We start from the raw sequence: 13,488 nt of genomic DNA, 5'->3' as shown, positions 1-13,488 counted from the left end.
GCCCCTACATCTCACATACGCTCCGGTCCGAGTCAACTCATCGCCTCGGGACTGCCCGATGCACCCGCGTGCGGGCCGGCGAGTCCAACCGTCAACCTGCACCCTCGGCCGGCATCACACTCAACGCCTTCGAGGGCGCACCACGCGCAGCCTGCGGGCTGCCCAGGCATTCGCCCGGGACGAAGCCTCCCTCGGAGCCGTCAGCGACACGCGGCACTTCAGCGTGATGGATCTGCTGCTCACACCTCCGCTGCCGAACGGAGCAACGGTCGCAATGCTGGGCATGAGCTCGTTGCACCGCTAGGTCGAAGAAGGGGCCCACCACAAAGCGGCAAGGCCGCCAATACTTAGGCGGCGTCACACGACCCGGCAAAGGCTCGGCCGCCTGGCGCATCTGCCTGACGGGGCCGCCCCGATCCGGGAGGGGCTGAGACTGAGCGCCGGCGCGGGCGCCACGGTCGATCACCAGCATGCTGCTGCGCTCCCCCGCCTTCAGGCTGGTCCTGAGGAATCTGACGCCGCCCAAGCCAGACGCCGGGCCCTGATCACGCCGCACCAGGTGATCTGCGCCGACACCAGCGGCCCAGGCCTGCACGCGGCCCGCACGGCCGGGCACCTCGGCTCGGATCTGGCAAGCAGGGAAGCGCTTGGCTCGCTGCGGACGGGCCTGGTGGCCCCGCACCGATGAGAACCTGGATAAGACGCTGGTGTTCCGCAGCCGGGGCGCGGACGTCGGAACCTCTGCTCAGCGACTGCCAAAAGTGGCGTCCCATTGTGCACGGGGGATCCGAAGCGGTATCACTCGCCACACCCCGTCTGGTCGTCGTGGTTGTTCGGGGAGCACGCACCCGACCACCACCGAACGGTCCTGGAGGAGAGACGTTCAAGTTTGCGGGCGGCCGACGGCCACAACGCCGGGCAGCCTCTGAAAATTCTCCCCCGCCGTCAGTGGAGTCATTGCACGGATTGGAGGTGGGGGTGGTCGGAGGAAGCCGTGCACACGTGCAGTTGCAGGCTGTATCCGCGGCCGAAAGTGAGCTGCGTCGGATTGGCCGGCCCGCGGAAGTACTCTCCCGCGTCGTGGGCATCCTCCAGCGGCCGCCAGCTCACGCTGCCACCGTCCCACTCACAGCCGTCAAGGGTGAGCAGCGGCCGGACGTTCGAGCCGCACGTCGGGCAGGCCATGGGGAAGGGGTCGCGGAAGCTCCAGGGAGCGTGACCGCCGGTCTTGCAGCCCGGGGCAACGGCGAGGTCGTACTGGTAGAAGAACTCGTGCTGATCTCCCCAGGCCTCGATCCGCTCCGCCAATTCCTCGGGCAACTCGTGCGGCGCCGGGTACTCGGTGACCGTCTCGGGGTGCAGCACGCACGGCTCGGGCAGGTAGTCGTCGTTGCCGATCACCGGCAGCCACGGAGCGGGGGTGTAGGGGCCGGTGAGGGTGGCAGTGGTGCGCCAGCGCAGTTCGGTCCGGGGCAGCTCGTCCTCGCCGTGGCCGAACGGGCACCACAGCACCTGGAGCAGATCTGTGCCGTCAGGGCACAGCAGATCGGGCACGTCCGCGGCGTGGAGCTGGGCCACGGGCACCATGGGAAGGGGGCCTTCGAGAGGGATCCGTGAGCTCTTGCCGATGCGGTCGAGTGTCTCGCGTTCCTCCGTGCTCAGCAGGTCGGCGCCTGCCGCGCCGGGGCGCTCCCACGCCTCGGTGAGAATCCGTCGCCGTAGCCGTATGTCCTCGGGCCGTATGCCCAGCTGCCAGGGGCCGTCGTGGTCGGGACAGGTGGGCCATGCTTCCTGCGTCAGGGAAGGGCCCTGTGACATCGACGGGGCGAGGCGGAGTGGTGCGGACCATATCCGCAAGGCTATGTGCACGACCTTAAGGGGCTCTAACGCTGCGCCACGGCAGCTACCTCCAGGAACACACGGACGGATTCCTCGGCACGCTCGCCCACCGCCTCGATACCACGAGGTTGCACTACCCGCCCCGCACCTGGAAGAGGTTGACGCATTCGTGGCCGGCCTGACCATCACCATGGACAGCGACCTCGCAGCGCACTACCCCGAGGCACCGCTCCTTCCCTCTCCCCTGACCGCCGCACATGCTTCCCGGGGAACGTGCGGCCGCCCGGCAACCGGCCTACCGAATTGATCCCACTGGTGCCACCACACTGGACCGGCAGCACCGAACGAGGCGGCACCGTGTACGCGGATACTCCCACTTGGAGTGCCGGAGTGAAGCACAATCCGACCATGGATGCAGGTATGGCAGCAATTCTTGGCGCGGGCGTCGGAGCTTTCGGAACTGCGTTGACTGCGGGAATTTCAGGATTCTGGGCGCGATCTCAACTCAAGATGCAGCTCGCTGCCCAGGAACGGCAGCAAGAGAGGCAGGTAAGGGCCGATCATGTCTCACAGCTGCGGGGCCCTCGGCGGCAGGCGTACGCCTCGTATGTTGCTGAGATTTCAGCCGAACTGATGATTCTCCATCGGGTTGATACGGCCCTCTCCTCGGATCCCCCAAAGCGCGAGGAAGCCTTCGGGCACATGCAGTCACTGCAAGATCCTGGCCTCAGCACGGCCTACGAAGCCGTGCTCCTCGAAGGCCCCGAGGACGTGGCCTTGGCGGCCTCGAAGCTAGGTACGGTCATGATCGCGGCTACTGACCGTGCAGCGGAATGGCTCGGCTATCCCGAGAGCAACGGGCCCTTATCTCTGGCGGAGCTGTTGGCACAAGCACAGCTTGCCCGAGTTAAGTTCCGACTTTGTGCCATGCAGGCCTTACGCGCAGACGGAGGTGATCTTGAGGTAATCGAAGCAGCGGCTCGTGCCCACCAGCTGGATTCTGCGCTGCTCCAGCGCAGTACCGGGCAGCAGCCCCCCGCACCAGACATCTCTTGATGTCACTCCCCGCCGTCCGGACTGACTACGACCGCCAGAGTCACCAGCACCATCACGCCGGCCCCTCGGCTCCTCGCCCCCCCCCCACGCCGGTCAGTCCCCCGGCTGGCCAACGAACCCAGATCAGGCGTAATCCGTTTCCGCGAGAGCCTGCACAAGGTGGCCCGCCGGCAGACTTGCCGCTCTCGGAGTCGTGAACCAGTCGGCGCGCAGGCTGCGTTCGGCTTCGAGGACGGACTCCGCATCTTGGTGGCAGCCGTATGGCCAGGGCGGCACCGTCCGCAGCTTGCCAGCGTGAACAGGCCCCAAACATCCACCAGGACTCAAGGCGCTCCGCTGTCATCGCGATGCCCCCAACACCGGGGCCCGCTTCCGGCCCGGAATCGAGACTGGCTGTGGCTGTGGCTGTGGCTGTGGCTGTGGCTGTGTGATGATCACGGTTTCCCCTCCCCCGGGTGAACCTCTCACGGGTGGGCGGGACTTGGGGTGCGAGGCTCCGCTACGAAGATCTCAACACATTCGTGATCTTCAAGACGGTGGGGACCCTGATGCGCGTGCGCAGCACACTGATGACCATGACCACGGCAGCCGCCCTGATGACGGGTCTGCTGGCCCCGGCGGCGGCCGCACAGGCGGAGCCCGTGGGCTCCGGGGCCTGGGGCGAGCGCGGGGACACCCTCGTGATGCCCCTGCAGAAGATCCTGGCGGAGATGCCGGTGGCGGAGGAATCGCGTACCGGGTACGAGCGGACGAAGTTCAAGCACTGGATCGACGCGGACAAGAACCGGTGCAACACGAGAGCTGAGATTCTACTGGCCGAGGCGGTCTTGACACCACAGAAGGACACGCAGTGCAAGATCAGCGGTGGCCGGTGGTACAGCGCGTACGACGACACCTACATCGACGGCCCGTCCAAGATCGATATTGACCACTTGATCCCGCTCGCTGAGGCCTGGGACTCCGGTGCCTCCGCCTGGAGTGCCCAGGAGCGGATGGCGTACGCCAACGACCTCGACGACAGCCGGGCTCTGATCGCGGTGTCCGCGAAGACGAACCGGTCGAAGGCCGACCAGGACCCCACGACGTGGATGCCGCCGGCCGAGGTCGACCACTGCGCGTACGTGACCGAGTGGGCGGCGGTGAAGGTGCGGTGGCAGCTGACCGTGGACCCCGCCGAGGCCAACGCCCTCGCCCAGACCACCGTGACCTGTTCCAACGTCCCCGTCAAGGTCACCCTCGCCCGCTGACCCAATCCCTCCTTGATGCCTGAGATCTAGGGTGCCCCCGTGGGTAGCCGGGTGTCCGGTAACCGGGCGCGGGTTGGTTCGGGGGCGAGTTTGTTGCGGGGTTCAATCTTCACTGCCCAACCCCGCGTAGGAGGACGAGCGAGGGGCGGCGGACCACGACAGCGAAGGTGGGAGACTCCCGCCCCCTTGGCGGGTGTTGTCGGACGGGCGGGCCCCTCCCGGTCCTCGAACGACGAACCCGCCCGGCGCCTCCGCTCCGCCAGTCGTAGCGGGGGGGGCGGCAACCCCACACACAGGAACCAGCCTCCTGCCAGCTCAACGCTTTGCCTGCTGAGGAGTCGCGCCCTATTAGGGTCGTATCCGTTGCGTCGTCAGTTGTGTGAGGTGCCTTGTGTCTGTGCCTGTCCCCGATCCGGCCGTTGCTCATTTCGGCGCGGAGGGTATGCGCCGTTTCCCCTTGTCTCGCGCACACATCAGCACAGTGCCCTCGAGTGTGCAGAAGGTCCTTGCGACAGTGGGGGTGCCGGTGCATGTGATTCCCTACTTCGAGGCCCCGGACGCGCACGAATCGGTTCCATTGGGAGTGTTTGCCGGTCATCGTGGCGGACCGCGCCCGCTGACGGAGCAGGAGGAATGGCTGCGGATCGGCACTGACCGTCTCGCGCACCTGTGCGTGCGGCCGGACGGCGCAGTGCAGGCGGTATTCCTCGGAACCGGCGAGGCGGACATGTTCGCCAGCACGAGCGTGACGACGTTCAATGCCAGTCTGGCGGTCCTGGACCGGCAGCAGGCCGTGATTGCGGCGGCACCGGACCTGCCGGCAGCGGCAGCGGCGTTCCGAGAGCTGAACACAGAACTGCGGGAGATCGACCCGTCGGCGTTCGAGGCACGGGAGAGCTGGTGGCCGCGGGTTCTGGATGATGTGCGGCACACCCTCAACTTTCCATTCTCGGCGGCGTTCGAGTACGTCGATGCTGCAGGAGAGAAGCAGATCGCCACTGAGGCGACCGGGCCTGGCCGGGCCCATCCCGAGGAACTGGTGTGGCGGAGCCTGGCCTCACGGGGGGTGGCGCCCGAACAGGTGCGCCGGGTGTACTGCGAATTGGAGGCGTGCATGATGCCGGGCCACTACTGCGCCGTTTGGATGCAGCAGACCTTCCCGGGCGCCGAATTCACCCACAGCTTTGATTACGGCATGGACGCTGAGTCGCGTGAGACGGGGCTGAAAGAGCTCATCACAGCCGCCGCCCAGCAGGCGCGTCGCCAGTGAGTGACGCAGTGTGGGAGCGGCCTGATCATGGTCGGGAACCTGCGGCGGCGGCGCTCCTGGGCTGGCTGGCAGACGAGTCCGCCCCCTCCTTGTGTCTGGTGACCGGCAGTGAAGGGTCCGGGAAGTCGGCGCTGTTGGCCTGGCTGGCTGGTCATGGGATGCGTCCTGGCATACGCGGGCCGCGTACGGTGCACGCGGTGGTGCCCTTGTCCGGGCATGGGATGCGGAGCGCGGTGTGGGTGCTCGCCGACCAGCTCGGCATCGTCGCCCGTTCGCCTTCGGAGCTGGTGGAGGTTCTGCGCGCGGATGGCCGCCGGGCGGTGCTGGTGCTTCCTGGTCTGCACGAGGCGGCTGATGCTGAGGGCGTCGCGGCCTGGGTGCACGCTCTGGCCGGCGTGGAGCAGGTGCGGCTGCTGGTGGAAGTGGTCAGCGGTCACCCCGTGCTGTCCCAGCTGTCGGACGCGCCCGCCGCCGTCATGGACCTCGACGAGCCTCGGTGGACTGATCCCCTCCGAGAGGCACCTGTGGTGGACCCGGCGCGCCAAGCTTGGCGTTCTGTCGTCGGTGCGCGCGATTCTCCGGAGACAGACTTGGGGGACCCGGTGGCGGTGTGCTCAGCGGATCCGGTGGGTGTCAGCACGGCCTACGAATCTGCGGTCGGCGATCACGGTGGACTGCGGTCTGCATGGTTGCGTGCGGGACAGGCGCTGGTGCGGGAACAGGACCCGGCAGTACGTGCGCTGATCCTGCGCTCCGCACTCGGCGATGGGTCAGACCCGCGGGTGGACGCTGCTCTGGCGTCTTGTGCGGCCGGCACGCCGTGGGAGGTGGTCTGGCGGCGGACGTCGGGAGACATTGTGCCGCCGTGGCCTGGCCCCGTCGTCGCTCTGGCCACGACTGGGGGCTCGTGGCGCGGCACGGCCGCGCTGGCGGACCACTCGGGTGTGCTGCGTACCGTGTCGCTGGCCGACGCTGCCCCCATCGGGCGTCTCGCCCGGCGCGTTCCGCAGGCCACGGCGCTCTGCGCACTGCCTGACGGTGCATTGTGGGCACTCGATGCGAGCGGGCTTCTGCACATTGCGCAATTGCCTGTTCACCGGCCCGTGTCAGGGCTGGCCGCCCTCCTCGACGACGTGCCGGGGCCAGCCGAGCAGATTCGGGATGTGCTCGCCGCTGTGCTGGCACGGCGCCCAGGAACGGCTCTGGCGATGACCGGCCGTGTCGCGGCGGTCGCCGACGGGCAGGGAGCGGTGCATAGCCTGGAGTGTGGTGGCCTGGGTGCGGGCGTGACCGCCGCTGCCCTCCACGACGGCCCTGTGACTGCGCTGGCCGCAGTGGACCTGCCGGTGGGCGGGGGTGCCGAATGGACAACGCTGCTGTATAGCGGGGGATTTGACGGGCGGGTGCGGCTGTGGGCCCCGGGGCAGGAACCGATGGCTCGTCCTGTGGTCCAACGCGGCTGCCCGGTCACCGCCTTGAGCGCCGTGCGGACCGCGGATGGGCTGGTCCTGGCGGTCGGCTGGGCTGATGGGCTGATCGGCTACCATCGTGTGGATTCCGGTGAGGTGCGTGCCTTCCGTACCGGGGCCGAGGTCAGCGCGCTGGCCGTCACCATTGAGGGATCTCTTGTGTTCGGTACTCGTGACAGGGTGTGCTGCTTGCATCCCCGCTGAGGCCGCGCGTTTCAGCAGGCTCTCGGTCCAACCTGAGTTGACGATCATTCATGTGCCCGCCAGGGTGGCAGGACTGGCCACGAGGGGAGCACGGGGCACGTGGGGAAGAATCTGCCGGACGAGCTGGTTGAGGTGCTCGATTTCGTCGGGGTCGCATGGCCCAACATCGACGAGGACGAGGTCCGGGGGTGCGCCAAGGATTACCGCAACCTTGCCAACGGGCTGCGCGACGTCATCAAAGAGGGCAACCACGCCTGCTCGCACATCGTCGCTGGCAAGAGCAAGGGCCAGACCGTCGCCGCGCTCGACCGCCGGTGGGGCAAGCTCACCAGCCGAGACCTGACCGCGTTCTCCAAGGGATTGGACGAACTCGGTGACGCACTCGACGACTGCGCCGCGTTGATCGAAGGCTGCAAAATTGCCTGCATCGCCGAGCTCGGCGCAACGGCTGGCGCTGCGACCGCTGGTGTCATCGGCATGTTCTTCACCGCCGGCCTCAGTGGCCTGCTCAGCGCGGGCGCCGTCATCGCCTGCCGGATCGCTCTGCACGAGGCCATCGACTACGCCGTCAGTGAGATCACGTCCGTGGTGACGGACCGGATCGAGGCCAAGATCCTCGACAAGATCGAGAGCGTCTTCACCGACCGGTTGGCGGCCGGGGAGGGCCCGGCGCACTATGCGCCCGGCAGCGCGGACATGGCTCAGGACCTGGCCATCGAGTTCGACGAGTTCGACCGGGCATCCGGCGGTTACCGCACCACCCGCGACAACTTCCAGACGAAGAAGGGCGAGCACAAGAGCGGAGGTGGCAAGCGCCGCAGCTCTGTGAAGAAGGACAGTCGGTTCCACAAGCTCGCCGCGGTCATGGACAAGGCCGAGGACGCCGTCGATAAGAAGGCCGACGAGACCGTCGACATGCTTGAGAAGCACGGCGGGAAGATCGATCAGAGCAAGAAGGACCACAAGGCCAAGGACAAAGAGGCCAAGAAGGGCCTCGACCAGTGCAAGGTGGAGAAGGAGGACGGCGGCGACTCTCCGATGTACCTGCTGAACGCTGACGGAACGGTGCAGCGAATCACCCCCGACGGCGGGCTGGACGCCCTGTCCAGCGACGACAAGACGCGGCTGGACGGTGTCGTCAAGGACGGCAAGGTGTGGGTTCCGGCGACTGACAAAGACAAGCGGAAGTGGAACACGCCCCAGGAACACACGGGAAAGGTGAAGTCGACCAAAGTAAAGGATCCCGCCAAAGACAATCTTGTTCAGGCCACACAGCTCGCCAGGATCGCGAGGGACGACTACAAGGGAACCAACTACGCCGCAGGACGCTACGTTGACCCGGCCACGGGGAAAGAATCGGTCCTTGTGGGGTACAGCAACAAAGCCGGGCACTCTGAAAGGATGATTGGGCGCCCTCTACTGCAAAGCGGGAAAGGTATGGGGCTTAGGAAAGTTTTCACCGAGAGGGAACCATGCAAAAAGAATCCGGAGTGCGGACGCTGGATGGATCATTACTTCAAGGAGAAGAACCCCACGTTCAAAGTTGAGCACGTGGCTGATTATTACGACGATACGGGTAAAACCACCAATCAGGAACACCGAGAGTACGTCCGTGACCTGAAGAAGGCTCATGGGAAATAGAGTGCGATAGGATCAGTGCGTGAATTTTACCGTGACACCCGGCGACCTCCTCCGCTCCTACGGCCTGAACGGCGTGGTCTACTTTCCGCGGACCGCGGACGAGATGGATGCACGCACCTCCCTGTTCCTTAGCTCTGTCGGGCTTCCCGACTCGGAAGTCTTCCACACGCGAGCCGATGTGGAGGAATTCGAAGAAGGAGACGGGGATGCCATCACTCTGGGCAGTAGGTTCGACGAGGACGGGATGACATGCCCGCCGGAGAGTCGCTCCTGGCTGAAGCTGGGGTACTTTTTCACCTCGCTTCTCGCACTTGATCCTGCGAGCGGAAAGGTTTTCTCCTTTCCCGAGGGATCCGCCGAATATCTGCTGATTCACCGCGATATCGAATCCCTGGTTTACAGCTTTATTGAGTTCCGCAAAATCGAAGTGGGCCACGAGAACGAGGAAGACCCCGAGGAGCTGAGCACCCGGTTCCGCGAGACTGTCGGCCAGTTCGATGCAACTCCGTTCACTGAGGAGGAATCCCCCTGGAACCTGGCGCTGGAAGAACTGGAGAATGAGATCTGGTGACCCACGGCCCCGGTCAGTCACCACTTGCAGTCCCTCATACGCCTCTGCAAGGCTGCGGCCCGGCACGGAGACTCGGATCTGAAATCTGCAGCCTCGACGCACTACCAATGCCCCTGACTTAGTATGTGACTCTGTCGGAGATGAGGACCTCAGGGGCCCTAAAGGGTTCTGGGCAACTGTGGTCTTACTCAGATTGAGCCACTTCAGGGAACATCAGTTGCCCGATTGGCTTCCCCCTTCCACTGATCCGGCAAATGGGTAACGGTAAGACGGAGGGAGTCCTTCGCGGCTCGGGCAGCGCTCGTTAGCCAAAGCACTTGCACGGGGCTCGTTTGGCGGCGCGCAACGGAAATCACCAAAATATTTCTCACGGACGAATAAAGTCGATCCTAAGGATATGACGACCCTACCGTCGACGATTCTGCAGACGACCTGGTCGGACTGTACGCAGATTTTCATCTCCCCCTGGGCATCTTGTAACGCGGAGATTTGATGGCAGTTTCTGACGGAGTTCGGCCCGGCACCAGCCCACCGGTCGCACTCTCTTGCGTGCCAGTAGCTTGTGAGGGCTTCTCGGATATTCGCCCATGACGAACTCCATCGGGGTTGGGGAAGGCTGAGCCCGGAGTGCGATCGCGAGGAGGATCTGCCTTGGAGCGTGGCACGACTGCCTCGTCGCGGCTCGAGCAATGCTCAAGACCTGTGGATTGGGTTCGGGTTGGCACGCGAAGGATGTACCTTCCCGAATGATCCTGTGATGGTCATCGAGTAGGCCGACGTTCGCTGCGTCGGCCGAGAAGGCACGCCCGTGCTCACGGTAGTCAACGAAGGCGGAACGACACCACACGGCTCCTTGATTGACGAGATCGTCCGCGAGGGCGCGAGGCGGATGCTGGCCGCCGCTCTGGAAGCAGAAGTCAACGCCTACTTAGCCGAGTTGGCCGATCAGCGGGACGATTCCGGCCGTCGTCTGGTTGTGCGCAACGGTTTCCACCAGCCGCGGGAGGTGACGACTGCGGCCGGGGCGATCGAAGTGAGGGCCCCGCGGGTCAACGACAAACGCCTCGACGAGGCCACCGGCGAACGCAAGCGGTTCTCCTCGGCAATCCTGCCGCCCTGGGCCCGTAAATCCCCGAAGATCAGTGAGGTGCTGCCGCTGCTTTACCTCCACGGCCTGTCGTCCGGGGACTTCGTGCCAGCGCTGGAGCAGTTCCTCGGCTCCTCCGCCGGCCTCTCGCCCGCGACAATCACGCGGCTGACGGCGCGGTGGCAGGCCGATCACAAGGTGTTCATGGACCGCGACCTGTCCGCCACGGACTACGTCTATGTCTGGGCTGATGTTGTTCACCTGCGCATTCGCCTGGAGGAGGCGAAGGCCGCCGTCCTGGTCATGGTCGGCGTGCGGGCGGACGGTGCCAAGGAGTTGATCGCGATGACCGACGGCTACCGCGAATCGTCCGAGGCATGGGCGGGACTGTGCCCGCCGGGGCATGCGGGCCCCCGTCCTGGCCGTCGGCGACGGAGCACTCGGCTTCTGGAACGCGTTGAACGAGGTGTTCCCCGAGACCCTCCACCAGCGGTGCTGGGTGCACAAGACCGCGAACGTGCTCGACGCGCTGCCGAAGTCGGCCCAGCCCGCGGCTAAGCGAGCGATCCAGGAGATCTACAACGCCGAGGGCAAAGAGCACGCGGCCAAGGCCATCGCCGCGTTCGCCAAGCAGTACGGGACGAAGTACCCCAAGGTCGTCAAGCGGCTCACGAACGACGAGGAGGAACTGCTGGCGTTCTTTGACTTCCCCGCCGAGCACTGGATCCACCTGCGGACCACCAACCCCATCGAGTCGACCTTCGCCACCGTGCGCCTTCGGACCAAGGTCACCAGGGGCGCCGGCAGCCGGGCCGCCGCCCTCGCGATGGTCTTCAAGCTCATCGAGGCAGCCCAGGAACGCTGGCGGGCAGTAAATGCACCCCACCTCGTCGCCCTGGTCCGGGCCGGCGCCCGCTTCGAACGCGGCCACCTCGTCAAACACCCCGAAACTCACGCGGCCTGACACCCCTGAATCGTTGCTGTGTCAGTGCCGACGTTTAGGGTTCGGCACCATGCGCGAGGCCGGGAGGGGCAGTCATGTCTGAGGATCCGATCGACATGATCCGCCTGGAGGGGGACGGCAATAGCGTCATTCTCCGGATCACGGGGGCAGAGGGGAGGAAGCGTTCCGGCAAGCCCGATGTCCTGGTCGGAGAGTTCCTGGTCGATACGCCCTTTGTCCGTGGCACCCTCAAGACCTGGATCTTCCCCGAGAGCCTGCGGGAGTGGCAGCAGGCCCTGGACTCGCTCGACGCGGGGCAGAACATTTCCTGGCGCGAGGGGCACAGCGCTCCGTGGCTGTTCATCGAACTCGACGAGGACGATGACCGGTGCCGGGTCACGATCAAGGACCTCTCCATATCTCTGACGACGGTGACGGTCACCGTCCCACTGGTCGATGCCTGGTTCGACGACGCGTACCGACGCCTTGAGTTGGTATGGGAGACCTGGCAGATGCCCGACGACTGAACCATGGTCAACGAACGCTGATGCGCAGCCCGATGAGAGGCTCGGCATGGCTTGATCCACAAGTCTTGACTATTACTCGGTCGGCTCGGCATGGGCGGTGTTGCACCGGCCGCCTCGGACAACCGGCCCCCGCTGCACTGGCGGGCCTCTCGGCCCTGGTGGGCAACGCCCGCCCGCTGCGCGTCGCCCCAGAGTTCGTCGGGGTCATCTCCTGGCGGCGGCCACAGGTACCTGCACCCGTCGACTGTCTGCCAGTTCCTTGCGCCCCTTCGGATTGCGGTCGGCGAGCCCGGGCTGGGGGTTGCGGCAGTCCCACCCGGCTTCCCAGCCTGGTTCGCTTACCTCGGGTCGAGGTGGCCAAGGCGCTGGCAGCTTCTCAGTGGGGTTCGTCGGGCTGGCCCTGCAGGTGTTGTTTCACCCAGGAGAGACCGCCGAGGTCGAGGCGGGTGCGGGTGCGGGTGACAGCCACATACGCAAGGCGGGCTTCGGTGGGGTCGATGGGGCCTGGCACCAGCTGTCCGGTCTCGTCGCGGGTGTCCCGGGGCGGGTTGAAGTCGTCGGCGATCCGTACGCGTTCCCATTCGCGCCCTTTGGACTTGTGGGCGGTCGAGACGGTCACCTGGGCGTGCTGTTCGGGGGTGAGTTGAGCGACGGCGGCGAGGATGGACACAGTGCCGTGGGTGTCGACCAGGTCGACGAAGGGCTGCAGGTCGCATCCCGCGGGGTCATGGGCAGCGTATTCCTGGAGGTCGGACCAGGTGGCGAAGAGAACGAGTTCCGGATGGTGTGTGCGGCGTCCTGCTTTGAGGTCGTCGGCGGCCAGCGCGAGGGCGCGCAGGCCGGCTCCTCCCCCGGCGAGCGCGACGCGGGCACCGGCGTGCAGCAGGTGCATCACCTGGGTCATGGCGCCGACGTTGGTGCGGCACAGTACGGCGTCGGGCTGCTGGACGGGGCCGAGTTCGGTGGGCACGGCGGGGGTTCCGGTCAGGCGCAGGGAGGCGTCGGCAAGGGTCAGCCACCGGTTGGCCTCGGTGGCGAGGTGCGGGCCGAAGCGGAAGGACTGGGACAGGGCCAGGTGAGTTCCGCCGAAGCCGCTCATCACGTCTTTGGCGCCGCGCCACTGGTAGATGGCCTGGGCGGAGTCGCCGACCATCACGAGTTGGGCGTGGTCGCGTTGGCGGTTGAAGACGTGCTCGACGACCGGGTTGGTGTCCTGGGCTTCGTCCAGGAGGAGGAAGTCGGTGCGCAGGGTGGGGTCGGTCAGTGACCACATCTTGAGGTAGTGGTCGTGTTCGAAGCGGACGGCGCCGTCGTCGGGGTGCTGGAGGTCGGCCCAGGCCTTGCGGGCGAACGGGGCGATGTGGGTGGCGAACTCGTGGTGGTGGTCGGGGTCTTCCAGTCCGCGCAGGCGGGGGACGTGCCGGTGGGTGAGGGTGGGGTCGGCGGAGTGGCAGAAGCGGGTGACGGTGCGCAGCGTGGCGTAGGAGAGCGCGGTGGGGGTCAGGTTGCGGTCGCCGATGGAGATGGTGTGGTTGATGCCTAGTAGTGCTTGGTCATGTGGGATCTGTGATGGCGTGTCTTCTTGATCGGCGGTGTCGTTGACTGGATGTGCTGAGTGAGGAGTTGGCTGCGGT

At 66.0% G+C, this 13,488-nt stretch carries 9 protein-coding genes and 1 pseudogene; 8 read left to right on the top strand and 2 right to left on the bottom strand.

Annotated features, from left to right (window positions below):
* Positions 1-954: 954 nt before the first annotated feature.
* A complete protein-coding gene (locus ACFYVL_RS42910; protein ID WP_389255297.1) occupies positions 955-1,818 on the bottom strand; it encodes a hypothetical protein in 864 nt (287 codons plus the stop codon).
* Positions 1,819-2,247: 429 nt separating this feature from the next.
* Between ACFYVL_RS42910 and ACFYVL_RS42905 the strand changes: the two genes are divergently transcribed.
* The 8 genes and pseudogenes from ACFYVL_RS42905 (at position 2,248) to ACFYVL_RS42870 (ending at position 11,854) form a co-directional block, all read left to right on the top strand.
* Entirely contained in the window at positions 2,248-2,895 is a 648-nt protein-coding gene (locus ACFYVL_RS42905; protein ID WP_389255295.1) for a hypothetical protein, read from the top strand.
* A 548-nt stretch (positions 2,896-3,443) separates the two neighbouring features.
* The gene (locus tag ACFYVL_RS42900; protein ID WP_389255343.1) at positions 3,444-4,142 is read left to right on the top strand and encodes an HNH endonuclease family protein; all 699 of its coding nucleotides are present in this window, start codon (positions 3,444-3,446) and stop codon (positions 4,140-4,142) included.
* A 379-nt stretch (positions 4,143-4,521) separates the two neighbouring features.
* Entirely contained in the window at positions 4,522-5,412 is an 891-nt protein-coding gene (locus ACFYVL_RS42895) for a nucleic acid/nucleotide deaminase domain-containing protein (RefSeq protein ID WP_389255293.1), read from the top strand.
* 239 nt (positions 5,413-5,651) lie between these two features.
* A complete protein-coding gene (locus ACFYVL_RS42890) occupies positions 5,652-7,085 on the top strand; it encodes a hypothetical protein (RefSeq protein WP_389255291.1) in 1,434 nt (477 codons plus the stop codon).
* A gap of 99 nt (positions 7,086-7,184) precedes the next feature.
* Positions 7,185-8,726 (top strand): nucleic acid/nucleotide deaminase domain-containing protein, encoded by a 1,542-nt coding sequence (locus tag ACFYVL_RS42885; protein WP_389255289.1) that lies wholly within the window; start codon positions 7,185-7,187, stop codon positions 8,724-8,726.
* Positions 8,727-8,745: 19 nt separating this feature from the next.
* Positions 8,746-9,297 carry an SUKH-4 family immunity protein gene (locus tag ACFYVL_RS42880; protein ID WP_389255287.1) on the top strand — a complete coding sequence of 184 codons (552 nt, stop codon included), beginning with the start codon at positions 8,746-8,748 and terminating at the stop codon, positions 9,295-9,297.
* 808 nt (positions 9,298-10,105) lie between these two features.
* Positions 10,106-11,348, top strand: a pseudogene (locus ACFYVL_RS42875) (IS256 family transposase).
* A 74-nt stretch (positions 11,349-11,422) separates the two neighbouring features.
* Positions 11,423-11,854, top strand: coding sequence for a DUF5959 family protein (locus tag ACFYVL_RS42870; protein ID WP_389255285.1), 432 nt, complete (start codon positions 11,423-11,425; stop codon positions 11,852-11,854).
* Between the two features lie 376 nt (positions 11,855-12,230).
* On the opposite strand, the gene ACFYVL_RS42865 is transcribed toward ACFYVL_RS42870, so the two are convergent.
* Positions 12,231-13,488: UvrD-helicase domain-containing protein (locus tag ACFYVL_RS42865; RefSeq protein WP_389255283.1), on the bottom strand; the 1,258-nt coding region annotated here is incomplete at its 5' end.

The sequence above is a fragment of the Streptomyces sp. NPDC004111 genome (assembly GCF_042874215.1).
GTDB lineage: Bacteria > Actinomycetota > Actinomycetes > Streptomycetales > Streptomycetaceae > Streptomyces.
The sequence above is the reverse complement of the archived record's forward strand: the minus strand, read 5'-3'. Positions and strand labels throughout refer to the sequence as shown.